The following is a 25,376-nucleotide window of genomic DNA, read 5'->3' on the forward strand; positions in this document are numbered from 1 at the left end:
CACCACATAACAAATTCAAAAACGGGTGGAACAATGATTCCTTCACAGACTTCCCGCATGGCCCCGGCCATGAGCACTGCCACGGGTGGCATCGGCGACAAGATCCGCGGCGCCATGGCTGTCGGCAAGACCCGTTGGGGCATGCTGGCGCTGGTGTTTTTCGCCACGACCCTGAACTACATCGACCGCGCAGCCCTCGGCGTCATGCAGCCGATCCTCGCCAAGGAAATGAGCTGGACGGCGATGGATTACGCCAACATCAACTTCTGGTTTCAGGTCGGCTACGCCATCGGTTTCGTCCTGCAGGGACGCCTGATCGACCGCATCGGCGTGAAGCGCGTGTTCTTCTGCGCGGTGCTGCTCTGGAGCCTGGCCACCGGCGCCCACGGTCTGGCGACTTCGGCCGTCGGCTTCATGGTCTGCCGGTTCATCCTCGGCCTGACCGAAGCAGCCAACTACCCGGCCTGCGTGAAAACCACGCGCCTGTGGTTCCCCGCCGGTGAACGCGCAGTGGCTACCGGCATCTTCAACGCCGGGACCAACGTCGGCGCCATGTTCACGCCGATGCTGCTGCCGCTGATTCTCCACGTGTGGGGCTGGCAGGCGGCGTTCCTGTGCATGTCGGCACTCGGCGGGATCTGGCTGCTGTTCTGGGGCTTGAAATACTTCAACCCGGAAGACCATCCACGGGTGAAAAAATCCGAACTCGACTACATCCAGCAGGAGGTCGAACCGGAACAGGCCCGCGTACCGTTCTCGCGAATCCTGCGCATGCGCGGCACCTGGGCCTTCGCCCTCGCCTATTCGCTGACTGCGCCGGTGTTCTGGTTCTACCTGTACTGGCTGCCGCCGTTTCTCAATCAGCAATACAACCTGGGCATCAACGTGACCCAGATGGGTATTCCGCTGATCATCATCTACGTCACCGCTGACTTCGGCAGCGTGGGCGGCGGCATTCTGTCTTCGTTTCTGATCGGTCGCGGCATGAACTCGATCAAGGCGCGGCTGCTGTCGATGTTCCTGTTCGCCTGCTGCATCATCGGCGTGATCATGGCCGCCGGCTCAAGCAATCTGTGGGTAGCCGTCGCGGCAATCTCCCTGGCAATCGGCGCGCATCAGGCCTGGACTGCGAACATCTGGAGCCTGGTGATGGACTACACGCCCAAGCACATGATGAGCACGGTGTTCGGTTTCGGCGGCATGTGCGCAGCGATCGGCGGGATGTTCATGACCCAGATCGTCGGCCACATCCTGACCGTCACCAACAACAACTACACGGTGCTGTTCACGCTGATCCCGGCGATGTACTTCCTGGCGCTGACCTGGATGTACTTCATGGCCCCGCGCAAGATTCCAGACGTCACCGAATAACCTGCATACCCCCCTCCCCCCTGTGGGAGCGGGCTTGCTCGCGAAAGCATTTAGTCAGTCACTGAAGATGTCGACTGATCCACCGCCTTCGCGAGCAAGCCCGCTCCCACAGGGTTATTTATCTCTCTCATCTGCGGCTCTGCTGCCAAGCCGCCGCCAGGCCGCTGCAGCAGATCACCGCAATCCCGATCACCGTCAACAGACTCGGCGTGTGATTGAACACCACCCACCCCAACAACCCGGCAAACACGATCTGGCAGTAGCCGAATGGCGCCAGCAACGCTGGTGCTGCGTGGCGGAACGCCTGGGTCAGAAACAAGTGCGCGGTCATCCCGCAGCTGCCCAGCGCCAGCATCAACACGGCGTGCGACAAGGTCGGCACCTGCCAGAAGAACGGCACCAGCGCACTCATCACCAGCGTGTTGCACAGACCAGCGAAGAAGTTGCTGGTGGTCGGGCTGTCGACCTCACTGAGCTTGCGCGTCAGCAGTTGATAGAAGCAGAAAAACAACGCCGAGCAGAATGGCAGCAGCACCGCCGGGGTGAACAACTCGCCTCCCGGATGGACGATGATCAGCACCCCGATAAAACCGCAGATCACCGCGATCCACTGCCCGCGCGTCACCCGTTCCTTGAGCAACGGCACTGACAGCGCCGTCACCAGCACCGGCGCGAGAAAGTTGACCGCGGTGGCCTCGGCCAGCGGGATGTACAGCAGCGCCGTGGTGAAAAACAGACTGGTGCCGAGCAGGCACAGCGCCCGCGCCAACTGCCATAGCGGTCGTTTGGTGCGCAGTACACGCAACCCCGACTGCGGCAGGAAAATCCCCGCCATCAGCAAGGTGTGCACCAGATACCGCGCCCATACCACCATGATGATCGGGTAGAAACCCGATAGGTATTTCGACAGCGCATCGTGGCTGGAGAACAGGAAAGTCGCCACGACAATCAGCAAGATCCCCTTGAAGGGTTGATTGACACCGGAGAGCGGGGTGCTGACGGTCATTGGATATCTCTGAAGGAAAAATAAACAGTGGCGAGGACGCTGGCGCCCCGCCACAAAAACTGACTTACAACTGCGCCAACAATTCCCGCGTCCTGTTGAGCGCCATCTGCGCTCGTTGCAATCCGCTGACGCCCTGCTCCAGCAGTTTTACCGTGGGGATCTCCAGGCTCAGTGGAATATTAGCTGGCAGACTGCGCAACAAACCGTGCAGGTCGCAATCGCCCTCGCCGGGAAACCGCCGTTCGTTGCGAGCCTGACGCAAGATCTCGGCCATGTCCGCCGGTCTCGGTCCCGCCACATCACACAATTGCGCATAACGCAGGCGCGCAGGTGCGACGTGGGCCAGATCCTCCAGCCGTGAACCGGAGCGATCGAAATGAAAGGCATCGACCAGCACCGCGGCGTTTTCCCGGTCGGCATTGGCAACGATGCGCAACGCCTGTTCGAGGTTGCGCGCATCGGTCCAGGGCATGAACTCCAGATGCGGATGCAAACCGTAAGGCGCCGCCAGATCACACAGCGCGGCAAAGTTGTCGGTGAGCCGTTGTTCGTCAGGATCATTGCCGGCGACCAGTAATTCACTGGCGCCAAACTCCGCGCCAACGGCCAGCAGCTTGTCGAAATCGGCGACCACGGTTTGCGGTTTCAGACGCAGGATTTCCACATCGAGCACAGCGATGCCAGTGTCGCGCAAACGCGCCAACGTCTGACGCCGTAATCCGCCATCGGCCACCAATGGAAAGTGATATTCCTCCGGCGTCGCCGGCTCCAGGCGCAGGCCAACATGGCTGTAACCGGCACGCGCCGCGACCTCGACCATTTGCGGTGGCGACAATTCGAGCACGGTGAGACTGGCCAGGGACAGGATTCGTTCGTTCATGCTCAAGCCTCGACCGCTGCTGGGCAACAGGCACGACCGCTGGCCGCCGCCTCACGTATCGCCTCGACCAGCGCCAATGTTCGCGCGGCATCGGCGGCACTGACCAAGGGTTCGACTTCACGCCGCGCGACCTGCACAAAATGCTGCAGCTGCAACCGCAACGCGTCCCCTGCCTCACACCGTTCTTGCTGCGCAATCAGCGGTTCGTGCCAGCCGGCATCGACTTGATCGGCAGCGTAATGCCAGCACTTGAGTTGCGGAATGCTCAGCGCCCCGGCGGTTCCCGCCAGCAGATAACACGGCTGATCGTCCTGACGCGGATAGACCGGGTTCTCCCCGGAGTTCAGCTCCCAACTCCACGGCGCGGCAACTGCATCGGAACCGCTCAGCGTGCCCAGTGCACCGCCGGCAAATTGCAGTAACACCGCGACACTGTCTTCGTTGGCAACCCCACGCACCGCGTTGTCGGTGACGGCCTGCACCGACTGCACTTCACCGCACAGGTGACGCAGCAGATCGAGGTCGTGAATCAGATTGGTCAGCAACAGGCCCGCCCCCGGTTCACGGCGCCACGGGACCTCGAAATATCGGTCGGGTTTGCGTAACTGGAACAGTGCAGTAACCGTGGTCAGCCGCCCGAGCGCGCCGCTGAGCAACAATTGGTGGGCACGCACGATCAACGGATTGTGCCGCCGATGGTGGCCGACCAGCACCGGCACGCCACTGCGTTTGACTGCCGCCACCAGTTCGCGTGCCTCATCCAGATGCACGCCCACCGGTTTCTCCAGCAACACCGGAACCCCGGCGGCGAGGCAATCCAGCGCCGTGCTGACGTGCTGATTATTCGGATTGGCCACGATCACCGCATCGGGCCGCACCTGCTCCAGCATCTGCCGGTGATCGGCGAAATACGCCACGCCCCACTGCGCCGCCAGCGCGGGAGCCTGCGGGCCGGGATCGGCCACTGCGCATAACCGGGCTTCTTCGAGGGTTTGCAGGTGCTGGTAATGCTGCTGGCCCATGTTGCCAGCGCCGATCAGGGCGATACGAAGGGGCGGAGTCAAGGCGCGATCCTTTTGTGATTGTTGTTGGAAATGTCACTCCAGCAACAATTTAGAACCGCGTTCCACAATCAAACACCCAGTGATGGGAAAACCGTGCGAACACCGCACAACTTCATACACGACACCCGGACCTGTAGGAGCTGCCGAAGGCTGCGATCTTTTGATCTTGACCTTAAGAAACAAAGTCAAAAGATCGCAGCCTTCGGCAGCTCCTACAGGGGATCGGTCAGATGAACAATTCGGACGCCAGGCTCGCCGCCGACAATTCCTCCGTGAACTTCATCAGCAGCGGCGCCAATTCATGCAGTCGCGCGCCGGGCATCCGTGCGCTCGGCCCGGCAATGCTCAGTACGCCGATCACTCGCCCGTCAACCGGATGCTTGACCACCGCGGCAATCGCCGAGGTGCCCACCGCCGAACTTTCCTCGACACAGGCATAACCCTGTTCCCGCGCCAGGCGCAGGCGCTTCAGCAGTTCGATATTGGAGCGCGGCGCATTCGGCCCGACGCCCACCGGTACTTCCACGCCCTGGCGCTCGACCAGCGACAAGGCCTCGGCATCGCTCATGCAGGCCAGCCACGCGTGCCCGGAAGCGGTGTAGAACAGCGGTGCATCGCGGCCCATGTCCGGGTCATAACGCAAGCCCGTCCGTGCGCCCTGCGCCTTGGCGATCCAAGTCTGGCGCTCGCCATCGATCACCCCCAGACGCACCAGCTCACCGGTTTCCTGAGCCAGTCGATCCAGCACCGGTTGCACGATGTCGGCACCGCTGCTCGACAGATACTGAAACCCCATCGCCACCAATTTGGTCGACAGGTGATAGCGCAAAGTCTCGGCATTCTGTCGCACGTAGCCCAGCCGAATCAGCTCCGCGAGCATCCGGTGCGTGGCACTTTTCGGGATGTCCAGTTGCTCGGCCAGGGTCTGCATCGGCAGCCCGCGCGGCTCACTGGTGAGGCTTTCCAGCACGCTGAAAACCCGTTCGATCTGACTGCCGGCCATGGGAAGGTCCAAGTAAAATTTTGCCGATTCTAGAAGACATCCGGGACAAAGCGAAATCCGGAACTGGCCGTGCGATAACCGCCCACTTTACTGAAACATGCCTTGTTGCAGTTGAACTTCATTGGTTAATTTCTGGAATCTAATTCCAATAAATTCTTACTGCGGAGCTTTGCTTGATGCCTGCCGAACTTCCCGAAATCGACTGCGACGTTCTGGTCGTCGGCTCCGGTGCCGCCGGTTTATCCACCGCGGTCACTGCCGCATGGCACGGCCTGAAGGTCATCGTGGTTGAAAAAGATCCGGTGTTCGGCGGTGCCACCGCGTGGTCCGGCGGCTGGGCATGGGTGCCATGCAATCCGCTGGCCCGACGCGCCGGCATCGTCGAAGACGTCGAGCAACCGCGCACGTACCTGCGCCATGAACTCGGCGAGCATTACGACCCGGCAATGGTCGACGCTTTCCTCACTGCCGGGCCGCACATGGTGGCGTTTTTCGAACAGCACACTGCTCTGCAATTTGCCGACGGCAACGCTATTGCCGACATTCATGGCGATACGCCGGGGGCGGGTACGGGCGGTCGCTCGGTCATCGCAGCGCCTTACGACGGACGAACAGTCGGACGCCTGCTCAGGCGCCTGCGTACAACAATGCGCGAAACGTCCTTCATGGGCATGCCGATCATGGCCGGCGCCGACCTTTCGGCGTTCCTCAATCTCACCCGTTCGCTGAAAGCCGCGTGGCATGTAACCCGTCGTTTTACCCGACACTTGCTCGATCTGGCGGTACACGGCCGGGCCATGCAATTGGTCAACGGGGTGGCGTTGGTCGCAAGGCTGGCGAAGTCCGCCGAGGACCTTGGCGTTTTGTTGTGGGAGTCGGCACCCGTGACCGAACTGCTGCGCGATGAAGCAAGGGTTTGCGGCGCAGTGGTCAGCAGCGCCAAAGGCCCGATCCACATTCATGTACGTAAAGCCGTGGTGCTGGCCGCCGGCGGATTCGCCAACGACATCGAGCGGCGCAAGGCCTTGTTTCCGCGCACGCCCACGGGTCATGAACACTGGGCACTGCCGCCGCTGGCGGTGAATGGCGATGGCCTGCGTCTGGGCGAAAGCGTCGGCGCCACGGTCAACACCGACCTGGCGTCACCCGTGGCCTGGGCGCCGGTCTCGCAAGTGCCGCATGCCGACGGCAGCATCGGCCATTTCCCACACATCATCGAACGCGGCAAACCGGGAATCATCGGCGTACTGCGCAACGGCCAGCGTTTCGTCAATGAAGCCAATGGTTACTTCGACTACGTCAGCGCCATGGTTGCCGCCACCCCGGAAGGCGAGGAAGTCGCCTCGTGGCTGATCTGCAGCCGCGCCTTTCAACGGCGTTATGGCCTGGGCATGTCGCGGCCATTTCCCGTTCCGCTGTCAGGATTTATCCGCAGCGGCTATCTGAAAACCGGCAACACCCTTGAAGAATTGGCCAGCGCCTGCGGCATCGACCCCAGCGGATTGCGCCAGACGGTGGAGGACTACAACCGCCATGCACGCCACGGCGAGGACCCGTCGTTCGGTCGCGGCGCAACGCCCTATAACCGCAAGCAGGGCGATCCGGCGAACCTTCCCAACCCTTGCGTTGCCCCAATAGAGGCCGGCCCTTTTTATGCCGTGAAAGTGCAACCGGGCTGCTTCGGCACCTTTGCCGGGCTCAAGGTCAACCCGCAGGCGCAAGTGCTCGATGCCCATGCCCACCCCATCGCCGGGCTCTACGCCGCCGGTGGCGACATGGCCAGCATCATGGGCGGGCACTATCCGGCAGGCGGGATCAACCTCGGCCCGGCGCTGACTTTCGGCTACATCGCCGCCCGGCATATCGCCGGCATCACTGCTTTCGAACAGGAGATCGACCATGCAGCACATCGTTAACGCCCAGGGTTTGAACATGCCGAAACTCGGCCTCGGCACCTGGCCGATGCTCGGCGACGAATGCACCCGTGCCGTCGAGCAGGCCCTGGAACTCGGCTATCGGCACATCGACACGGCAGCGGCCTACAACAACGAAGACTCGGTCGGACAAGCATTGGCGAATACACCGACACCCCGCGAGCAGATTCATGTCACCACCAAGGTCTGGTGGGACCAGTTGCAACCGGACGCCATGCGCCACTCGATGGAACGAAGCCTCAAGGCCTTGCGCAGCGAGTACGTCGATCTGTTCATGATCCACTGGCCGAGTACCGATTGGGATCTGCCGCGCACTCTCGACACCCTGGCCTCGTTCAAGGAACAGGGTCTGGCGCGCAACATCGGCGTGGCGAATTTTCCGCTGCCGCTGCTGCGCACAGTCGTCGAGGAATACGGCATCCCTCTGTCAGCGATCCAGGTCGAGTACCACGTCCTGCTCGGCCAGAACGCCCTGCTCGACTACGCGCGCCAACACGACCTGGCGCTGACCGCGTACACACCGCTGGCGCGCAACAAGGTCTCGGAGATTCCACAGATTCAGCAGATTGCCGAAAAACACGGCGTGCTGCCGACTCAGGTGGCGTTGAAATGGCTGCTGGATCAGAACAACGTGGCAGCGATTCCCAAAGCCAGCAGCCGGGCCAATCAACTGGCGAACCTGGCTTCGCTGCAGGTTGAACTGGACGCTGAAGACCGCGCACTGATCGCCGCGCTGCCGAAGAATCAGCGTCAGGTCAGCCCGGATTTCGCCCCGGTGTGGGATGCCTTCGATCGCTGACGCACAGCGCGCCGAGAGAAATCCGCCGACGGATTGAATTAGTCGCGCACACGCTCGTCAATAACAGGTCCGCCCTCGTCACCCGAGGCCGGGCCTGTTTGCGTGTACGCCAATAGACGGACGACCGGACTGGCGCCACACTCCCACACCAGCAACACTCATCACCACGAACAGAAAGAGGATTCCCACATGCTATGGAAAAAAGGCCGACGCAGTGACAACGTCGTCGATGCCCGTGGCGATGATAGCGGCGGCGGTGGTGGCATGCGGTTCGGTGGCGGCAAAGGCCTGAGCCTGGGGGCGATCCTGCTGATCGTCGGCATCGGCTGGATCACCGGACAGGATCCGTTGCAGATCCTCGGCCAGCTCACTGGGCAAATGACCGAGCAATCGGCACCGGCCAGTACGCAGACGCGTCAGGCGCCACCGGCCAACGACCAGCAGGCCGAATTCGTGCGTTCGATCCTCGGCGATACCGAAGACACCTGGGGCGCCATCTTCCAGCAGGCCGGGCGCCAATATAAGGACCCGACCCTGGTGCTGTTCAGCAACCGGGTGAATTCCGCCTGCGGTCTGGCGACTTCGGCGACCGGCCCGTTCTATTGCCCGGCAGATCAGAAAGTCTATCTGGACATGGCCTTCTTTCAGGAAATGGCCCAGCGCTTCAAGGCCGCCGGCGACTTCGCCCAGGCCTACGTGATCGCGCACGAAGTCGGCCATCATGTGCAGACGCTGCTCGGCGTCTCGGCAAAAATTCAGACGGCCCGTCAGCAGGGCCGGCAGATGCAGGGCGACGGCGGTTTGCTGGTGCGTCAGGAATTGCAGGCCGACTGCCTGGCCGGCGTCTGGGCCTACCATGCGCAGAAGCGCCTGAACTGGCTGGAACCGGGTGACGTCGAAGAGGCCTTGAATGCGGCCAACGCCATCGGTGATGATCGCCTGCAACAACAGGGTCAGGGCCGTGTGGTACCGGACTCGTTTACCCATGGCACGTCGGCGCAAAGGGTGCGCTGGTTCAAAACCGGTTTCGCCCAGGGCCAGGTCGGCCAGTGCGATACCTTCGCGGCGAAAAACCTGTAAATGCGCAAATGGCTTCTGGCTTTACTGATCATCGGCGGCAACGCGCACGCGGCAGGCGTCGATGCCATCAGCCCCGGGCGCCTGCAATTCGAGGCTGGCGAAATGGCCGTTGGCATCAGCCCGGCACCTGAGAAAATCGAGCGGGTGCTGGTCGTCATTCACGGTCGTCTGCGCAATGCCGAGACCTATCGCAAGAGTGCCGAGCACGCCACCGAACTGGCCGGGCAAACGGCGCACACGCTGGTGATCGCGCCGCAGTTTCTCAACGAAAGCGACGTCGCGCTGTACTCCCTGCCCAATACATTGCTGCGCTGGAAAGGCAACGAGTGGATGGGCGGCGGGTTATCCACAGGGCCGAAGCCGCTGAGTTCCTACGCCGCACTCGACGCCATCGTCGCCCGGGTCAGCGACCGCAAGCAGTTTCCGGACGTGAAGCAGATCGTGATTTTCGGCCATTCCGGTGGCGGTCAAGTGGTGCAGCGTTATGCCTTGCTGGCCAAGGATCAACCGGCGCTGAAGGCCAATGGCATTCGCCTGCGCTATGTGGTGGCCAATCCGTCGTCGTACGCGTATTTCAACGAACAGCGGCCGGTAGCGTTCGATCACGCACAGTGCCCGGGTTTCAATCGCTGGAAGTACGGGTTGACCGACATGCCGGTGTACGCCGGTGGGCAAACACCGTTGCAGCTTGAGAGCAGCTACATCAAACGCGAAGTGATTTACCTGCTGGGGCAGCAGGACATAGACCCGCAACATCCGGCGCTGGACAAGAGTTGCGCCGCCGAGGCACAAGGCGCGTATCGGCTGGAACGCGGCAAGCTGTTTTTCGGCTACCTGCTGCGCCGGCATCCGGAAGGGGTCAATCAGCGACTGGTTGAAGTGCCCGGGGTCGGGCATAACGGCGATGGGATGTTGACGTCGCCGGAGGGGCTGAAAGCGCTGTTTGATTAATGACTTGTAGTGACTGTTGAGGCGCCATCGCGAGCAGGCTCACTCCCACAGGGGAAACGCATTCCAATTGTAGGAGTGAGCCTGCTCGCGATGAGGCCAGATCAGACAATAAAGATCTCAGACCGAAAGCATCCGCCGCAACTCGACACAATCCTGCGCATGCCAATCCGTCAGTTCCGGCCACGGGTTGTCCGGCAGATTCACCAGCACCGTCCGTGCCCCGGCCGCCCGACCGCAATCCAGATCAAAGCGGTAATCCCCGACCATCACCATTTCGCTGGCCGGTACGTTCCAGGCTTCGGCCAGTTTCAGCAACCCGCCGGGATGCGGCTTCGGTGGCGCTTCATCGCGGCCCAACACATCTTCCACGGCGAAGCAGTCGGCCAGACCGATGGCGTCGAGCGTCACATGCGCGAGCTCCCGTGCATTGCGCGTCAGGATACCGAGCCGATAGCCGCGCCCGTGCAGGTCACGCACCAGCTCCACCGCACCGGCCGCAGGTTTCGAACCCAGCGCCAGATCGCGCTCATGCTCCAGCAACCAGGCATGCTTAGCCGCGGCCTCCTCTACCGGCAGCGCCGCGAGGTGGGTGAGAATGTCGTCCTCGGGCGGAATCGCCAGCGCCACGCGGATCGCCGCAAAGTCATGCACGGCGATGGTCAGGGTGCCGTCCATGTCGAACACCCAGTGCTTCACATCGCTCAGGCTCATGCCCAGTCCTTGCGGTGACGAATCAGGCCTTCCTGGGTCACCGATGCCACCAGTTGCCCGGCGCGGTTGTACACGCTGCCACGGGAGAATCCCCGGGAATTGCCGGCCCACGGGCTGTCCATCGCGTAGAGCAACCAGTCATCGGCGCGCAGATCGTTGTGGAACCACAATGCATGATCGAGGCTGGCGACCTGCATGTCTTTCTGCCAGACCGACTTGCCGTGCGGCAGCATCGAAGTGGTCAGCAGGCCGAAGTCCGAGGCGTAGGCCAGCAGGTACTTGTGCAGCGCCGGAATATCCGCCAGCGCACCGTCGGCACGGAACCACACATACTTCACCGGATCGGCCGGCTGCGGGTTGTACGGATCCTTTTCGGTGACCGGGCGCACTTCGATCGGTTTCGGGCACAGCAGTTTTTCGCGCATGTGCTCGGGGATCAGGTGCGCGCGTTGCTGGGTCAGTTCCAGCTCCGACGGCAGGTTTTCCGGGCCGACCACCACCGGCATCTGGCTCTGATGCTCGAAGCCTGCCTCGTCGTACTGGAACGACGCGCTGCAGGTGAAGATCGGGTGGCCCTTCTGGATCGCAGTGACCCGTCGGGTGCTGAAGCTGCCGCCGTCACGCACGCGATCCACCGAATACACCACCGGCAACTTGGCGTCGCCCGGGCGCAGAAAATAGCCGTGCATCGAATGCACGTGGCGCGCCTCTTCAACCGTCTGACTGGCCGCCGACAGCGACTGACCGAGTACCTGACCACCGAACAACTGACGGAAACCCAAGTCCTGGCTGCGGCCACGGAACAGGTTTTCCTCGATTGGCTCCAGGGTCAGCAGGTCGACCAGATCTTCCAACACTTGGCTCATTCAGACTCTCCTCACACAACGCTATGCCGCGCAGTCTTGGCTGCGGCGGCCCATTCAGGTTCTGGCGCGAGCCACTGTCGCGCCATTGTAAACGTCCGTGTCGGCTTAGCCATGCAGGGTTTGCAGCCATTGCTCCCTGGTAATTCGGTACAACAAATGCCGGCGCAACGGGTGATCGACGGCAAGTTTGGGGTGATCGAAATCATCGGCCGGATCGTGCTGCATGCCAATCGCCTGCATGACTTTCTCCGACGGCAGATTGCTCTGGGCGGTGAAAGACACGATTTCCTTCAGTCCCAGCCGATCAAAACCTGCGCGCAATGCCGTCCAAGCCGCCTCACTGGCATAGCCCAGCCCCCAATGCTCACGGGCCAGACGCCAGCCGATTTCCACCGCCGGGGTGAACGGCGCATCGAAACCGACCACACCCAGGCCAGTGAAACCGATGAACTCACCGCTGTCCTTGCGCTCCAGCGCCCACAGACCGAAACCGTGCTCGGCAAAATGCCCGCGCACCCGGCCGATCATCGACGCACTTTCGAGACGGCTGAGCGGGGCCGGAAAGTAGCGCATCACCTGAGGATCGGCGCACATCGCCGCAAATTCCGGCAAATCCTCGTCGCGCCACTGACGCATCAGCAGGCGTGCGCTTTCGAGTTGCTGAATCGGCTCCATCATGCCCCTCCATTTCCATGCCGCAAGTCTACATCGCTGGTAGGATCGTTCACTCTTTCCATCGTTCCTACATGAAGTTGCCATGCCCCTGCCGCTGATCTACCACGAAGACTACAGCCCCGAGTTTCCGGCGGATCACCGCTTTCCGATGGACAAATTCCGCTTGCTGCGCGACCACTTGGTCGACAGCGGCCTGACCCGCGACGCCGACCTGCTGCGTCCCGAGATCTGCCCCAACGACATCCTCGCCCTGGCGCATGACCGTCGCTATATCGAACGCTATATGAGCGGCGAGTTGTCTCGCGAAGACCAGCGGCGCCTCGGCCTGCCGTGGAACGAAGCCTTGGCGCGGCGCACGGTGCGGGCGGTCGGCGGCTCGATTCTGGCGGCGGAAAAAGCCCTCGAGCATGGTCTGGCCTGTCACCTCGCCGGCGGCACCCATCACGCCCACTACGATTACCCGGCCGGCTTCTGCATCTTCAACGACCTGGCAATCATCAGCCATTACCTGCTGCAAAGCGGTCGGGTGAACCGGGTGCTGATCTTCGATTGCGACGTGCATCAGGGCGACGGCACCGCGCGGATCCTGCATGACACCCCAGAGGCCATTACCGTTTCCCTGCACTGCGAGAAGAATTTTCCTGCACGCAAGGCCGAAAGCGACTGGGACATTCCGCTGCCCAACGGCATGGGCGATGCCGATTATCTGAAAGTGGTGGATGACACGCTCAACTACCTGCTGCCGCTATATCAACCGGACGTGGTGCTGTACGACGCAGGGGTCGATGTGCACAAGGACGACGCCCTCGGTTATCTGCAACTGACAGACGAAGGCGTCGCCGCCCGCGATGAAAGCGTGATGCGCCATTGTCTGGGCCGCGACATCCCGCTGGTCGGCGTGATCGGCGGCGGCTACAGCAAGGATCGCCACGCCCTCGCCCGCCGCCACGGCATCCTGCATCACAGCGCGCAACGGGTCTGGACGTCACACGGATGTCACTAAGCTGTGCTGCGTTACCCACAATCGCTGTGGAACGGCCTGTGGATAACCTGAGCGAAAGGGACTACAGGCCATATCGAACATGGCGTACAGCGCGATGGTTATTTTTTGACCAGTCATCTAATCCACATGATCTCCCTGTAGGAGCGAGCCTGCTCGCGAAGACTTCGGCACATTCGACTTAGAAGGTGACTGACCCACCGCTTTCGCGAGCAGGCTCGCTCCCACAGGGATCTCCCACATTGGTCTGCGCTGTTAGAATGCGCGCCTTATCCCGCCATACCGCAGCGCACGCCATGACCCAGAACTCCGCCCCCCACCCCGCTCACGTCGCCATCATCGGCGGTGGCCCCGCCGGCCTGATGGCCGCCGAAGTGCTGAGCCAGGCCGGCGTGCGCGTCGATCTGTACGACGGCATGCCCTCGGTGGGGCGCAAGTTCCTGCTGGCCGGGGTCGGCGGCATGAACATCACCCACTCCGAGCCTTACCCGGCATTCCTCGCGCGCTACGCCGAACGCGCGCCGCAGATCGCGCCACTGCTGCGCGGCTTCGATGCCGACGCGCTGTGCCGCTGGATTCATGATCTGGGCATCGAGACCTTCATCGGCAGCTCCGGCCGGGTATTTCCCACCGACATGAAAGCCGCTCCCCTGCTGCGCGCCTGGCTCAAGCGCCTGCGCGACAGCGGCGTGGTTATCCACACCCGCCATCGCTGGCTCGGCTGGGATGAACACGATGCGCTGCGCATCGCCAGCCCCGACGGCGAAATCACCGTCAAACCCGACGCCACCCTGCTCGCCCTCGGCGGTGGCAGTTGGTCGCGGCTGGGTTCGGATGGCGCGTGGATGCTGCCTCTGGAACAAAAAGGCGTAGGGCTGGCGCCGTTACAACCAAGCAATTGTGGCTTCGAAGTGCAGGCCTGGAGCGAGTTCCTTGTCAGCAAATTCGCCGGCGCACCGCTGAAAAATGTCGCCATCGGTTTGAACGACGATATCCCGCGCTTGGGCGAATGCGTGATTACCGCAACCGGGGTCGAAGGCAGCCTGATCTATGCGCTGTCGGCACCGATTCGCGAGGCGATCAATACGCAGGGTTCAGCCACCGTGCACATCGATCTGTTGCCCGGCCGACCTGTGGATAAATTGCAGGCAGCGTTGAGCAAGCCACGCGGTTCACGCTCGATGGCCAAGCATCTGCACAGTCAGGTCGGAATTGATGGGGTGAAAGCGGCGTTGTTGCGTGAATTGACTGACGCGGCAACCTTCGCTGATCCGGCGTTGCTGGCGCGGGCGATCAAGACGTTGCCGCTGACCTTGGTGAAAACCCGTCCGCTTGACGAAGCGATCAGCAGTGCCGGTGGCGTGACGTTCGAAGCGCTGGATGAACGTTTGATGCTCAAGGCGTTGCCAGGGGTGTTCTGTGCGGGCGAGATGCTGAATTGGGAAGCGCCGACAGGCGGCTATCTGCTGACCGGGTGCTTTGCCAGTGGCCGGGCGGTGGGATTGGGAATGTTGGAGTGGTTGCAGAGTAAGGGCTGAAGACCGAGGTGCGTCCTTCGCGAGCAGGCTCGCTCCCACACTGATCTCCAGTAACAAGGAGATCCCTTGTGGGAGCGAGCCTGCTCGCGAAGGCGTCCTTACAGACGCCTCATCAGATCAAGGCTTGCGCTTACGCGGCCCGGTATTGAACACCGGCACTTTACGCACAGGCTTGATCGACGGCTCCGGCGCCTGGGTGTCGCCACTGTCGACCCACTTGCCCAGATTGCGCTTGCCGCCACCGCCGCCGGACGTTTTCGGCTTTTTCGGTTTTTTCGGCTTTTTGATCACCTGACCACTGGCATCGGTATCCGGCACGCGGTGCTCGGGTTCGAAGTCCGGTTCGTTCTGGCGCTTCAGGGTCTGGCGGGTGAGCATCTCGATTGCCGAGAGCATGTTTACTTCATCCGCGCACACCAGCGAGATCGCCTCGCCCGTCGCGCCCGCACGGCCAGTACGACCGATGCGGTGGATGTAATCCTCGGCGACGATCGGCAGGTCGAAGTTGACCACCAGCGGCAAATCTTCGATATCCAGACCACGGGCAGCGACGTCGGTCGCCACCAGAATCTGCACTTCGCTGAGTTTGAAACGATCCAGCGCACGCTGACGGGTCGCCTGCGGTTTGTCGCCATGGATGCCGTCGGCGTTGATGCCCAGGCCCTGGAGTTTTTCCACCAGCGCATCCACGCCGTTGCGGGTCTTGGCGAACACCAGCACCTGCTTCCACTTGTTCTTGCGCATCAAGTGCACGAACAGTTCCGGCTTGCGCTTCTTGTCCACCGTCACCACCCACTGTTTGACGGTGTTGGCCGCGACGTTGCGCGGGCTGACTTCGATGCTCAGCGGATCGTTGAGCATCTGCCCGGCGAGCAGGCGAATGTCATCGGAGAAGGTCGCGGAGAACAGCAGCGTCTGGCGCTTCTTCGGCAGCATGCGGTAAATGTTCGCCAGTTCTTCGGAGAAGCCCAGGTCGAGCATGCGGTCGGCTTCGTCGAGCACCAGAGTTTGCAACTGATCGAGTTTCAACGCGTTCTGGCGGAACAGGTCGATCAGGCGACCAGGCGTGGCGACCAGCACATCAACGCCGCCGCGCAGCTTCATCATCTGCGGGTTGATGCTGACGCCGCCGTACACCGCATACGTACGCAATGGCAGGTTTTCAGCGTATTGGCGCACCGACTCATGAACCTGCTCCGCCAGCTCGCGGGTCGGCACCAGAATCAGGGCACGCGCCGAATTGGCGGCCACTTTCGGCCCTTCCATGGCCAGCAACTGCAGCAGCGGCAAGGCGAAACCGGCGGTCTTGCCGGTCCCGGTCTGGGCCGCGGCCATCAGGTCGCGACCGGCCAGAACGGCCGGAATGGCTTGCGCCTGGACCGGCGTTGGAGTCTGGTAGCCGAGCTTCTCGAGGGAGCGCAGCAAGGGTTCGATCAGGCCAAGAGAGGCGAAAGTCATGGGAGTACCGTAGGAAAATTCAGCGCAATTGTGCGACACGAGTGTGCAATGGCGCGCAGTTTACCCTAATTCACACGCTGTTCTGCTGGAACGGCGGTCTTCGGCGTCTCCACGACGAGCGGCTGCGCCGGTCGCCGCCACTGCGGCAGACCGATCAGCACCACAGCACTGATGATCACCAGCATCGCCAGCGCTTCTTCCATGCCGATGGTCTCGCCGACAAACACGATCCCCAGCAACACCGCCACCGCCGGGTTGACGTAGGCATAACTGGTGGCCGCCGCAGGACGCACGTGCTTGAGCAGGTACATGTAGGAATTGAAAGCGATGATCGAGCCGAAGAAGATCAGATAACCCAAGGCCAGCCAGCCCTCCACCGGCGGCAAGGCTTGCAGGTGTTCGCCGCTGACCGCGCTGCCGATCAACAGCACCACGCCGCCCACCAGCATCTCCACGGCACTGGCCATCGCCCCTTGCGGCAGCGGCAGGTGTTTGCTCCACACCGAGCCGAACGCCCAGGTCGCCGCTGCAAAAATCAGCAACGCCGCGCCCAGCGGACTCGATTGCAGGTTGGAACCCATGTTGAGCATGGCAATGCCGACGATCCCCAACGCCACCCCGGCCCATTCGAGGCGGGTATTACGCGCGCCCCAGAAATACCCGAAGAGCAACGTGAACAACGGCACCGTCGCCACTGCCAGTGCTGCCACGCCTGACGCCACGCCAGTGTGCTCGGCGACACTGACCGCGCCGTTACCGAAGCTGAGCAGCAGAATCCCGATGATCCCCGCCGCTTTCCACTGCGCCCAGGTCGGTGCCGGCGCCCCGCGCCAGCGCAGGAAGGCGTACATCAGGCTGCCGGCAATCACGAAGCGCACCCCGCCGAGCATCAGCGGCGGCCAGTATTCGACGCCGAGGCGGATCACCAGATAGGTCGATCCCCAAATCACGTACAGCGCGAAAAACGCGGCGATCAATGGCAAGGAAAAACGGCGCAAGGCAGGCATGGGCAGCTCGACAGTCAGAGGCAGGGTGTGAATTATTCTAGAAAGGCCGGCGAGCAAAAATAAGCTACAAAACCTGTTTATCGCGCCGGTACACTTTTGAAACAACGGAGATCGGCGGAATAAACCGCGATTTCGAAAGTCTGGCAATTTCAGGAGTCCGGCCTTGGACAAATACGACCGCATGCTGCTCAGCGCCCTGTTGGAAAACGGTCGCGCGTCCTACGCCGATCTGGCGCGCAAAGTGAACCTGTCCGCCCCGGCAGTGGCCGAGCGCGTGGCCAAGCTTGAAGCCGCCGGCGTGATCACCGGGTATCAGGCGAACATCGACCTGTCGAAAATCGGCTTGCCGATCCAGTGCATGATCGAATTGCGCCTGCACCAGAACGGCAGCCAGAAGGTCTACGACGAACTGGTGAAAATCCCGCAACTGACCGAGTGCTTTCGGGTGACGGGCGATCCGTGCGTGATGATGAAAGGCGCGGTGGGCTCGATGACGGAGCTGGAAGAGTTGATCAATCGCGTGGCGAAGTTCGGCTTCAGCAAGACCTCGATTGTGTTGTCGAGCGCGATCGAGAAGCGCGTGCCGCTCAGCCACATCGAAGGCAACGGTAAGTAATCAGGAACTCAGAAGATCCAAATGTGGGAGCGGGCTTGCTCGCGAAGAGGGAGTGTCAGACAACGTAGTTGCCGAATGACACACCGCTTTCGCGAGCAAGCCCGCTCCCACAGGGGATTTTGGGTGACTTCGAGATCAGCGGTAGCGCTGCAGGTGCTCGCTGACTTTGGCCGCCGGGACTTTCTGCAGTTTGCACAGCAGATCGTGATTCAGCTCCCGCACCCCATGCTTGTGCCGCAGTTCTTCCGCCAGATGCGCCATCAGATTGGCCGCCATCTCCGCATCCGCCATCGCCCTGTGCGCTTGGCCGGTGTGTGGCAGGCGGGCGAAAGTGGTGAGCGTGCCGAGCTTGTGATTCGGTGCAGCCGGCATCAGGCGACGGGCCAGCAGCAGCGAGCAGGCGAAATTCTGCAGACGGGTGCGTTTGATCCGTCCAAGCTCGAAGTCCCAGAACTTCTGGTCGAACGAGGCATTGTGCGCAACCAGTGGCGTGCAGCCGACGAATTCGTTGACCTCTTCCATGACCCGCTCGGCCGAGGGTGCACTGCGCAACATGGCGTTGCTGATGCCGGTCAGTTGTTCGATGAACGCGGGGACGCGGACGCCGGCGTTCATCAGGCTCTGGTAACGCTCGACGATACGGCCGTTTTCCAGCATGACCACGGCGATTTCCGTGGCGCGGCAGCTGCTGTTCGGCGACAGGCCGGTGGTTTCAAAGTCGATGACTGCAATGCGTTCCAAACCGGGTTCAACTCCGTACAAATCAATTCTTGAGCAACGCTCAGTTTTTCAACAGCAGTGCGCCTTCAATCGGCACATAACGGCTGGCGGCGCGGATCAGCGAGTTGGCGGTCAGGCCCGGCACGCCATAGGCCACTGCCTGTACGCCGTGCTTGCTGATGATGCGTTCGAGCAGCATGTCGAAGTCGCCGTCACCGGAGGCCAGGACGATTTCGTCGACGTGGTCGGCGGCGTCCATAATGTCGAGGGTGATGCCCACGTCCCAGTCGCCCTTGGCCGAGCCGTCGCTGCGCTGGATATAGGGTTTGAGCTTCACGGTGAAACCGAGGTTGCGCAGGATCTGCTGGAACTGCTGCTGCTTGCTGTCGCCACGGTCGATTGCGTAGGCATAGGCCTCGACGATCTGCCCTTGCTTGCTAATGTCAGCCCACAGCGCGGCGTAGTTGAAGTGACAACCATAGGCCTGACGCACGGTGTAGTAGAGGTTCTGCACATCGGCGAACACTGCGATTTTTTTCACCGGGATTCCTGTGAGCGCATAGCGCACGAAGCGGGATCAGGCGCCGGGCCCGAAAAAGGCGCTCAGTATGCCAGCCCACAGGAAGGTGGCGCGAATAATCGACCCACCACTCCGGACGGATGGTGGATTGTGGTGAGGGGATTTATCCCCGATGGGCAGCGCAGCGGCCCCGAAAATGGGACTGCTGCGCACTCCATCGGGGATAAATCCCCTCACCACAGATTTGATACTGACGGCTGATCAGTCAGACAAACGAATCGTCGTCATCGAAGAATGACGAGTTGTCATCGCTGTAGTCGGTGTCAGTGAATCCGCCCTGGTCATTGCCAGAGAAACCGTTATCGGCCACACGCTGGTCATTGCCCCAGTCGTTACCGCTCTGGTCGGCCACTTGCGCCGGCTCTTCCTTGATCACTTCAACGATTTCTTCGGGCTGCTGGTTGTGATGGAACAGGCTGCTGATGCCCTGCGCCAGCATCACGCCACCGGCCACGCCAGCGGCAGTCTTCAGGGCGCCGCCGAGGAAGCTGCTGCCCGCAGCCGGAGCTGCTTGCTGCGCGTAGTTGGGCGGTGGTGCGGCATAGTTCTGTTGTGGCGCTGGCGCAGCGTAGTTCTGCTGCGGTGCCGGCTCACGCCAGCCGCCGGTAGAAGCCGGAGCGCTCTGGGTCGGCGCTGGACGCGAGCTGCCGCCGCCGAAGATGCTCGACAGGAAACCACCGCCGCCGCTTGGAGCCGGGGCCGCGCTCTGGGACTTGGCCGCTTGCAGTTCAGCCTGCAATTGCTGGACTTGCTGGGTCAGCTGCTTGTTCTGTTCGTCGAGGCTCTTGATGGCCGCCTCTTGCACCAGAATCGCCTGGGTCATGAAATAACCTGCCGCCGGCTGGCGGGTCAGGTGTTCCTTGATCCGCGCCTCGGCCTGGGCGTCGCGCGGGGCTGCCTCCGTTTCGGCCTGTTGCAGCCGGGAAAACAGTCCATCGATCAGGGTTTGCTCTTCGCTGTTCATGGCGACCTCGTAGATTGCCGGGGATAACGTTGCCCGTGTCCACTGTGGACATGGCGCACCTCTGTAATGGAGGCAGTGACAGGATGTTTCAACGACCTTTACCGAATGTTTACGTTTGTGTCCGCCCGCCCATCATCGGTTAAAGTGAGCCACTGTTTTCGACCTGCGATACCGACTGATGAATGCCTTCGATGTACTGCGCGACTCTCTGTATTTTTTCAAACGCCATCTGGCCAGCATCGTGCAGTTATGCCTGCCGCTGGTGATCTTCGAGGCGGCGCTGCAGCAAGTGGTGGATCACGTCACCGACCCGGACAGTTTCTCCGCCGCCAGCGTGGTCGTCGGTCTGCTGGTGTATCCGCTGTACACCGCCGCGCTGATCCTGTTCCTCGACGCACGCACCCGTGGCGAAGCTCCGCGCAATCTCGACCTGCTGGCGATGTCCGCGCGCCTGTGGCCGCGTTTCGCCTTGCTCACCGCGCTCAATACCTTGCTGATTCTGCTGGGGTTGTCGCTGTATTTCCTGCCGGGCCTGATGCTGATGGTCATGCTCGCATTCGCTGAATACCTGCTGGTGTTGCGCGGTATGGGGCCGTTGCAGGCGATGAAGGAAAGTCTGCGCCTGACCCGTGGGCATTTCTGGCGGATCCTGCTGTGCATTCTGTGTGTGATGGGGCCGTTGTGGCTGCTCAAGGGCGCGACCCTGGCGGCGTACCCCGACCCGCAGAATCCGCTGATCGCGGTATTGATCGACAGCGCGCACAGTTTCCTGCAGCTGTTCACCAGTGTGGTGCTGTTCCGTCTGTTCATGCTGATCAGCGAATTGCCTGACAAACGTACCGGAGCGGTCTGACTTCGCGACCCTTGGGCCAAGGCTCTGCGGTCAGGTATGCTCGGAGCCACTTTTGTAACGCGATAAGCCGAGCCATGCCCCGTCTGCTGCGCTACACCCTGTCACTGATTGTGCTCGCCATCGTCCTGATCGGCGGGCTGTTCTACAGCCTGACCTGGCGCCCCGGCGCACGGGAGACCCTGCCCGTTACCTGCACCGGTACGCCGCCGACCCTGGTGCCGGGGCAAGCGCTGAAAGTCATGACCTGGAACGTGCAGTACCTCGCGGGCAAGCGCTACGTGTTCTGGAACGATCTCGCCCAAGGCTCTGATGAGGCGCCATCCCCGGAAGACATGGCCTTCAGTCTCGACGAAGTGGCGCGGGTGATCCGCGACGAGCAACCCGACGTAGTGCTCCTGCAGGAGCTGGATGACGGCGCCAAGGCCAGCGATTACCAGAATCAGCTCAAGCTGTTGCAGGAGCGGGTCACCGATCTCTACCCGTGCAGCGCTCACGCCTTCGACTGGAAGGCCGATTTTGTCCCCGATCCGCACATCTTCGGCAGCGTTGGCCGGCAACTGGCGACCCTCAGCCGCTACCGCATCGAACACGCCGAACGCCTGCAATTGCCGGTGCCGCCGGCGAATTTCATCTCCCGCCAGTTCCAACCCAAAGACGCCCTGCTCGCCACCAAGCTGCCGCTGAGCGACGGCGGACAACTGACGGTATTCAACACCCATCTGGATCGCGCCCGCCAACCGGACGAGACTTTGCAGGCGCAAGTGACGGCGGTGGCCAAAGTGCTCGACAAGTACGAAAGCCAGGGCCTGCCGTGGCTGATCGGCGGCGACTTCAATCTGTTGCCACTGGGTCAGTATCAACGCCTGCCCGCCGAGCAGCGCACGCCCTACTCGATCGACAGCGCGCTGCATCTGTTGTGGGACAAGTACCCGATGATCCCGACCAACAACGAAGCCAGCGGCATCGACCGCGCCCACTGGCTGACCCACTACCCCAACGACCCCGGCCTGAATGGCCCGGATCGCACCGTGGACTATCTCTTCTACAGCCCGAAGATCAAACGGGTCGAAGCGAGGGTGCGCCAGGACGATACGTTGCGCATTTCCGATCACTTGCCCGTGATTGCGCGGTTCCTGCTGCCCGCAGCCCCGTAGCCCCGTAGCCCCGTAGCCAGTTAACACGATATCCCGCTCCCACAATAGATTGATGTCGTACCGTGATGGGGTAGCAGGCTGCGATGTTTTGCTCTTCAGGTGCCGCGCGGCTTGGCCCGCGCGGTCGCCTCGGCCACCAACGGATCATCCGGCCAATAATGCTTCGGATAGCGCCCCTTCAGATCCTTCTTCACCTCGGCATAGGTGCTGCGCCAGAAGTTGGCCAGATCCTGCGTCACCTGCACCGGCCGCCGTGCCGGGGACAACAGGTGCAGCTTGACCACTTGCCGGCCGCCGGCAATTCGCGGCGTCTCGGCGAGGCCGAACAACTCCTGCAGACGCACCGCGAGAATAGGCGGAGACTCGCTGTAATCCAGACGAATCGATGACCCCGACGGCACGCTGATGTGATGCGGCGCCAGCTCATCAAGCCTCTGCGGCAACGGCCACGGCAGCAGATTGCGGACGATGCTCGACAGGTCCAGATTGGCGAAATGGCTGAGCCGCGAGACCTTGCCCAGGTAAGGCATTAACCAATGCTCGAGAGTGTTCAGCAACGTTGCATCGCTGACATCCGGCCATTGGCTTTCGGCCTGAGCGTTCAGATCCAGTTGCCGCAGCAACGCGACCCGCGCCTGCCACTGGCGCAACTCCGGCGTCCATGGCAACAACTCCAGCCCCTTGCGCCGCACCAGATTGACCAGCGCCTGACTGCGCGCCGCTTCGTCGAGACCGGTCAACGGCTCGCGGCTGAGGATCAGTTCGCCAACCTTGCGCTGACGCTCGGCGCGCAGCACGCCTTCGCGCTCATCCCAGTCCAGTTGATCGACAGCGCGCACTTGCTCGGCGAGCACCGAATCGAACAGCGCCGGATCAAAATCCGCCGCCAGGTAAATCCGCTCCTCACGCTGGCCCTGACGACTGCCGAGATCGGCGACAACGATCCACGGCTCCTTCATCAGGCTGTCGGCTTCGGCGAACAGCGCAGCGCGACCATTGGCCAGACGATATTCGGCGCCACCGGCACGCCGCTGCTGGGCAACCCGATCCGGGTAAGCCAGCGCCAGCAGCGCACCGAGCCAGCGCGGGTGATCGGGATCGCTGACCGGCGCGCTGGCCTTGCCGCGCAGGTAACCGCGATATTGCCGCGCCAGTTGCCGCGCACGCTGCACGCCGCCCTGAGCACCGCGTGCCGCGCGTTCTTCGCCGGAGAGCAGCACCAGGCGACTGTGCAGATCCGCACCGGCGCCGCGCAGGATATCGCGCTCGCCGAGCAGTGCCGCGACGTCGCACGCCATGTTCGCCAGCCCCAACGCCTGACCGCGCAGCAACAGATGGGCGATGCGCGGATGCGCCGGCAACTCGGCCATGGCCTGACCGTGGGACGTCAGCGCCTCGCCTTCGAGTGCGCCCAGGCGCTGCAACAAATCCTGCGCCTGGGCATAGGCCGCTGCCGGCGGCACATCGAGCCAGACCAGCTCGCCCGGGGTCACGCCCCAGCGTCCAAGTTGCAGCGCCAGACTCGCCAGATCCGCCGACAGTATTTCCGCACTGCCGTAAGCGGCGAGCTGCTCGTGCTGATCCTGCGACCACAGGCGATAACAAACGCCCGGCTCCAGACGTCCGGCCCGGCCCGCACGCTGGGTGGCGCTGGCCCTGGAAATACGCTGAGTATCGAGGCGGGTCATGCCGCTGCCTGGGTCGAAACGCGGCACCCGCGCCAGCCCGGCGTCGATCACCACGCGCACGCCGTTGATGGTCAGGCTGGTCTCGGCAATGTTGGTCGCCAGCACCACTTTGCGCTGGCCAGTCGGCGCCGGGTCGATGGCAGCGCGCTGGGCGTTGAGGTCCAGTTCGCCGTGCAACGGACAGAGCAATACGTCTTTACGCTCGCCAATGGCATCGCTCAGTTGCTGATGCACCCGACGGATTTCCGCCTGCCCCGGCAAGAACACCAGCAGGCTGCCGGTTTCATCGTGCAACGCTTCGAGGACGGTCTGGGTCACGCGCTGGTCGATGTATTCGCCGGGCTGGAACGGCCGCCCCCAGCGCATCGTCACCGGGTACATACGCCCTTCGCTGCGCAGGATCGGCGCGTCATCCAGCAACCCGGCCAGACGCTCGCCTTCCAGCGTGGCGGACATCAGCAGAATCTTCAGCGGCTGTTCAGCGCGGAACAGCTCACGACCGTTCAAACTCAGGGCCAAGGCCAGGTCGGCATCAAGACTGCGTTCGTGAAATTCGTCGAAGATCAGCAGACCGACGCCTTCCAGCGCCGGATCATCCTGCAGGCGTCGGGTGAGAATCCCCTCGGTGACCACTTCGATACGGGTATTGGGGCCGACCTTGCTATCGAGACGGATGCGGTAACCGACGGTTTCACCGACCTTCTCACCCAGTTCGCTGGCCAACCGTTCGGCAGCGGCTCGCGCGGCGAGACGCCGTGGTTCGAGCATCAGAATGGTCTGCCCGGCCAGCCACGCTTCATCGAGCAAGGCCAAAGGCACGCGGGTGGTTTTACCGGCGCCGGGCGGTGCTTCGAGCACGGCTTCGTGGCGTGTCGCCAAGGCTTCACGCAGGGCGGGTAAAACTTCATCGATCGGCAAAGAAATCATGCTGGCTCCCAAACAGAGCGGCGAGTATAACGGCGAACTGCCAAGCGTTCGTCAGGGTCTTAACTTCACAAGACGAAGCTTCGTTAATAGATGACTCAGGAGATTTTCCATGCGCTTACCTTCTCGCCTGATCGGCGGTGTACTGGTCGCCACCCTGCTCACTCAACTCACGGCCTGCGGTTCGATTTTCTACCCGGATCGTCGCGGTCAGATCGATGGCAAGATCGACCCGGCGATTGCCGTGCTCGACGCCGTGGGCCTGCTGTTCTACGTGATTCCAGGGCTGATCGCGTTCGCGGTCGACTTCACCACCGGCGCGATCTATTTCGAACCGGGCCACACCGCTCAGGTCGATCCGGCCAAACTCAAACAAGCCATCGGCCCGGACGGTCAGGTCGATAACCTCAAGTTGCAGGCTATTCTCGAAACAGAACTGGGCCGCAATCTGCCGCTGGACGATCCACGCCTGATCCAGCACAAGGGCAGCACGCAACAACTGGCGATGTTTGGTCTGCAACCTGCTGCATAAGG

At 62.2% G+C, this 25,376-nt stretch carries 24 protein-coding genes; 11 read left to right on the top strand and 13 right to left on the bottom strand.

What is annotated here, in order from left to right:
• Positions 1–33 precede the first annotated feature (33 nt).
• The gene (locus tag HDC30_RS17545) at positions 34–1,371 is read left to right on the top strand and encodes an MFS transporter (protein ID WP_183784172.1); all 1,338 of its coding nucleotides are present in this window, start codon (positions 34–36) and stop codon (positions 1,369–1,371) included.
• A gap of 127 nt (positions 1,372–1,498) precedes the next feature.
• Here HDC30_RS17545 and HDC30_RS17550 read toward each other — a convergent pair whose 3' ends face one another.
• The 4 genes from HDC30_RS17550 to HDC30_RS17565 all read right to left on the bottom strand — a co-directional run bounded on the left by HDC30_RS17550 (position 1,499) and on the right by HDC30_RS17565 (position 5,324).
• Positions 1,499–2,377 carry a DMT family transporter gene (locus tag HDC30_RS17550; protein WP_103367270.1) on the bottom strand — a complete coding sequence of 293 codons (879 nt, stop codon included), beginning with the start codon at positions 2,375–2,377 and terminating at the stop codon, positions 1,499–1,501.
• Positions 2,378–2,441: 64 nt separating this feature from the next.
• Positions 2,442–3,257 carry a sugar phosphate isomerase/epimerase gene (locus HDC30_RS17555; protein ID WP_027612858.1) on the bottom strand — a complete coding sequence of 272 codons (816 nt, stop codon included), beginning with the start codon at positions 3,255–3,257 and terminating at the stop codon, positions 2,442–2,444.
• A 2-nt stretch (positions 3,258–3,259) separates the two neighbouring features.
• Positions 3,260–4,321 carry a Gfo/Idh/MocA family protein gene (locus HDC30_RS17560; RefSeq protein WP_103367269.1) on the bottom strand — a complete coding sequence of 354 codons (1,062 nt, stop codon included), beginning with the start codon at positions 4,319–4,321 and terminating at the stop codon, positions 3,260–3,262.
• Positions 4,322–4,547: 226 nt separating this feature from the next.
• Positions 4,548–5,324, bottom strand: coding sequence for an IclR family transcriptional regulator (locus HDC30_RS17565; protein ID WP_183784174.1), 777 nt, complete (start codon positions 5,322–5,324; stop codon positions 4,548–4,550).
• A gap of 176 nt (positions 5,325–5,500) precedes the next feature.
• On the opposite strand from HDC30_RS17565, the gene HDC30_RS17570 reads away from it, so the two are divergent.
• The 4 genes from HDC30_RS17570 to HDC30_RS17585 all read left to right on the top strand — a co-directional run bounded on the left by HDC30_RS17570 (position 5,501) and on the right by HDC30_RS17585 (position 10,088).
• Positions 5,501–7,240, top strand: coding sequence for an FAD-dependent oxidoreductase (locus HDC30_RS17570; RefSeq protein ID WP_183784177.1), 1,740 nt, complete (start codon positions 5,501–5,503; stop codon positions 7,238–7,240).
• A complete protein-coding gene (locus tag HDC30_RS17575) occupies positions 7,224–8,057 on the top strand; it encodes an aldo/keto reductase (protein ID WP_183784179.1) in 834 nt (277 codons plus the stop codon). The genes HDC30_RS17570 and HDC30_RS17575 overlap by 17 nt, the downstream gene beginning before the upstream one ends.
• A gap of 189 nt (positions 8,058–8,246) precedes the next feature.
• Positions 8,247–9,137: a neutral zinc metallopeptidase gene (locus HDC30_RS17580; protein ID WP_027612863.1), complete on the top strand. Its 891-nt coding sequence runs from the start codon at positions 8,247–8,249 to the stop codon at positions 9,135–9,137.
• Positions 9,138–10,088, top strand: a complete 951-nt coding sequence (locus HDC30_RS17585) for an alpha/beta fold hydrolase (RefSeq protein WP_183784181.1) — start codon at positions 9,138–9,140, stop codon at positions 10,086–10,088. It begins immediately after the preceding gene.
• 117 nt (positions 10,089–10,205) lie between these two features.
• Here the strand turns inward: HDC30_RS17585 and HDC30_RS17590 are convergent, their stop codons facing one another.
• From HDC30_RS17590 to HDC30_RS17600, 3 genes are all read right to left on the bottom strand, one after another.
• A complete protein-coding gene (locus tag HDC30_RS17590) occupies positions 10,206–10,799 on the bottom strand; it encodes an HAD family hydrolase (protein WP_183784183.1) in 594 nt (197 codons plus the stop codon).
• Complete coding sequence (tesB, locus tag HDC30_RS17595) at positions 10,796–11,665, bottom strand: acyl-CoA thioesterase II (protein WP_003228466.1); 870 nt, start codon at positions 11,663–11,665, stop codon at positions 10,796–10,798. Before tesB ends, HDC30_RS17590 begins: the two co-directional genes overlap by 4 nt.
• Before the next feature lie 105 nt (positions 11,666–11,770).
• Entirely contained in the window at positions 11,771–12,340 is a 570-nt protein-coding gene (locus HDC30_RS17600) for a GNAT family N-acetyltransferase (protein ID WP_027612866.1), read from the bottom strand.
• Between the two features lie 82 nt (positions 12,341–12,422).
• On the opposite strand from HDC30_RS17600, the gene HDC30_RS17605 reads away from it, so the two are divergent.
• Both HDC30_RS17605 and HDC30_RS17610 read left to right on the top strand, forming a co-directional pair.
• On the top strand, positions 12,423–13,343 hold the full coding sequence (locus HDC30_RS17605; protein ID WP_183784185.1) for a histone deacetylase: 921 nt from the start codon (positions 12,423–12,425) through the stop codon (positions 13,341–13,343).
• Positions 13,344–13,636: 293 nt separating this feature from the next.
• Positions 13,637–14,878, top strand: coding sequence for a TIGR03862 family flavoprotein (locus tag HDC30_RS17610; protein WP_183784187.1), 1,242 nt, complete (start codon positions 13,637–13,639; stop codon positions 14,876–14,878).
• Between the two features lie 117 nt (positions 14,879–14,995).
• Here the strand turns inward: HDC30_RS17610 and HDC30_RS17615 are convergent, their stop codons facing one another.
• Together HDC30_RS17615 and yedA are read right to left on the bottom strand one after the other, a co-directional pair.
• Entirely contained in the window at positions 14,996–16,336 is a 1,341-nt protein-coding gene (locus HDC30_RS17615) for a DEAD/DEAH box helicase (protein WP_097089306.1), read from the bottom strand.
• A gap of 65 nt (positions 16,337–16,401) precedes the next feature.
• A complete protein-coding gene (gene yedA / locus HDC30_RS17620; protein WP_097089307.1) occupies positions 16,402–17,343 on the bottom strand; it encodes a drug/metabolite exporter YedA in 942 nt (313 codons plus the stop codon).
• Between the two features lie 163 nt (positions 17,344–17,506).
• Between yedA and HDC30_RS17625 the strand changes: the two genes are divergently transcribed.
• Positions 17,507–17,959, top strand: a complete 453-nt coding sequence (locus tag HDC30_RS17625; RefSeq protein WP_095139246.1) for an Lrp/AsnC family transcriptional regulator — start codon at positions 17,507–17,509, stop codon at positions 17,957–17,959.
• A gap of 135 nt (positions 17,960–18,094) precedes the next feature.
• On the opposite strand, the gene HDC30_RS17630 is transcribed toward HDC30_RS17625, so the two are convergent.
• The 3 genes from HDC30_RS17630 to HDC30_RS17640 all read right to left on the bottom strand — a co-directional run bounded on the left by HDC30_RS17630 (position 18,095) and on the right by HDC30_RS17640 (position 20,223).
• Positions 18,095–18,700, bottom strand: a complete 606-nt coding sequence (locus HDC30_RS17630; protein ID WP_027612872.1) for a PolC-type DNA polymerase III — start codon at positions 18,698–18,700, stop codon at positions 18,095–18,097.
• A gap of 40 nt (positions 18,701–18,740) precedes the next feature.
• A complete protein-coding gene (locus HDC30_RS17635; protein WP_007963710.1) occupies positions 18,741–19,220 on the bottom strand; it encodes an NYN domain-containing protein in 480 nt (159 codons plus the stop codon).
• 244 nt (positions 19,221–19,464) lie between these two features.
• Positions 19,465–20,223, bottom strand: coding sequence for a DUF2076 domain-containing protein (locus HDC30_RS17640; RefSeq protein WP_098965755.1), 759 nt, complete (start codon positions 20,221–20,223; stop codon positions 19,465–19,467).
• A 178-nt stretch (positions 20,224–20,401) separates the two neighbouring features.
• Here HDC30_RS17640 and HDC30_RS17645 point away from each other — a divergent pair, with 178 nt between their 5' ends.
• Together HDC30_RS17645 and HDC30_RS17650 are read left to right on the top strand one after the other, a co-directional pair.
• Positions 20,402–21,076 carry a YciC family protein gene (locus HDC30_RS17645; protein ID WP_183784189.1) on the top strand — a complete coding sequence of 225 codons (675 nt, stop codon included), beginning with the start codon at positions 20,402–20,404 and terminating at the stop codon, positions 21,074–21,076.
• 74 nt (positions 21,077–21,150) lie between these two features.
• Positions 21,151–22,230 carry an endonuclease/exonuclease/phosphatase family protein gene (locus HDC30_RS17650; protein ID WP_183784191.1) on the top strand — a complete coding sequence of 360 codons (1,080 nt, stop codon included), beginning with the start codon at positions 21,151–21,153 and terminating at the stop codon, positions 22,228–22,230.
• 95 nt (positions 22,231–22,325) lie between these two features.
• On the opposite strand, the gene hrpB is transcribed toward HDC30_RS17650, so the two are convergent.
• Entirely contained in the window at positions 22,326–24,845 is a 2,520-nt protein-coding gene (hrpB, locus tag HDC30_RS17655; protein ID WP_183784194.1) for an ATP-dependent helicase HrpB, read from the bottom strand.
• Positions 24,846–24,954: 109 nt separating this feature from the next.
• Between hrpB and HDC30_RS17660 the strand changes: the two genes are divergently transcribed.
• Positions 24,955–25,374 carry a hypothetical protein gene (locus tag HDC30_RS17660; RefSeq protein WP_025108718.1) on the top strand — a complete coding sequence of 140 codons (420 nt, stop codon included), beginning with the start codon at positions 24,955–24,957 and terminating at the stop codon, positions 25,372–25,374.
• Positions 25,375–25,376 lie beyond the last annotated feature (2 nt).

The organism is Pseudomonas sp. JAI115 (genome assembly GCF_014200835.1).
Taxonomy (GTDB): domain Bacteria; phylum Pseudomonadota; class Gammaproteobacteria; order Pseudomonadales; family Pseudomonadaceae; genus Aquipseudomonas; species Aquipseudomonas putida_A.

Coding starts and splice junctions, on each gene's coding strand:
- HDC30_RS17545 (WP_183784172.1), top strand. CDS start 34: ATGATTCCTTCACAGACTTCCCGCATGGCCCCGGCCATGAGCACTGCC.
- HDC30_RS17550 (WP_103367270.1), bottom strand. CDS start 2,377: ATGACCGTCAGCACCCCGCTCTCCGGTGTCAATCAACCCTTCAAGGGG.
- HDC30_RS17555 (WP_027612858.1), bottom strand. CDS start 3,257: ATGAACGAACGAATCCTGTCCCTGGCCAGTCTCACCGTGCTCGAATTG.
- HDC30_RS17565 (WP_183784174.1), bottom strand. CDS start 5,324: ATGGCCGGCAGTCAGATCGAACGGGTTTTCAGCGTGCTGGAAAGCCTC.
- HDC30_RS17570 (WP_183784177.1), top strand. CDS start 5,501: ATGCCTGCCGAACTTCCCGAAATCGACTGCGACGTTCTGGTCGTCGGC.
- HDC30_RS17575 (WP_183784179.1), top strand. CDS start 7,224: ATGCAGCACATCGTTAACGCCCAGGGTTTGAACATGCCGAAACTCGGC.
- HDC30_RS17580 (WP_027612863.1), top strand. CDS start 8,247: ATGCTATGGAAAAAAGGCCGACGCAGTGACAACGTCGTCGATGCCCGT.
- HDC30_RS17585 (WP_183784181.1), top strand. CDS start 9,138: ATGCGCAAATGGCTTCTGGCTTTACTGATCATCGGCGGCAACGCGCAC.
- HDC30_RS17590 (WP_183784183.1), bottom strand. CDS start 10,799: ATGAGCCTGAGCGATGTGAAGCACTGGGTGTTCGACATGGACGGCACC.
- tesB (WP_003228466.1), bottom strand. CDS start 11,665: ATGAGCCAAGTGTTGGAAGATCTGGTCGACCTGCTGACCCTGGAGCCA.
- HDC30_RS17600 (WP_027612866.1), bottom strand. CDS start 12,340: ATGGAGCCGATTCAGCAACTCGAAAGCGCACGCCTGCTGATGCGTCAG.
- HDC30_RS17605 (WP_183784185.1), top strand. CDS start 12,423: ATGCCCCTGCCGCTGATCTACCACGAAGACTACAGCCCCGAGTTTCCG.
- HDC30_RS17610 (WP_183784187.1), top strand. CDS start 13,637: ATGACCCAGAACTCCGCCCCCCACCCCGCTCACGTCGCCATCATCGGC.
- HDC30_RS17615 (WP_097089306.1), bottom strand. CDS start 16,336: ATGACTTTCGCCTCTCTTGGCCTGATCGAACCCTTGCTGCGCTCCCTC.
- yedA (WP_097089307.1), bottom strand. CDS start 17,343: ATGCCTGCCTTGCGCCGTTTTTCCTTGCCATTGATCGCCGCGTTTTTC.
- HDC30_RS17640 (WP_098965755.1), bottom strand. CDS start 20,223: ATGAACAGCGAAGAGCAAACCCTGATCGATGGACTGTTTTCCCGGCTG.
- HDC30_RS17645 (WP_183784189.1), top strand. CDS start 20,402: ATGAATGCCTTCGATGTACTGCGCGACTCTCTGTATTTTTTCAAACGC.
- HDC30_RS17650 (WP_183784191.1), top strand. CDS start 21,151: ATGCCCCGTCTGCTGCGCTACACCCTGTCACTGATTGTGCTCGCCATC.
- hrpB (WP_183784194.1), bottom strand. CDS start 24,845: ATGATTTCTTTGCCGATCGATGAAGTTTTACCCGCCCTGCGTGAAGCC.
- HDC30_RS17660 (WP_025108718.1), top strand. CDS start 24,955: ATGCGCTTACCTTCTCGCCTGATCGGCGGTGTACTGGTCGCCACCCTG.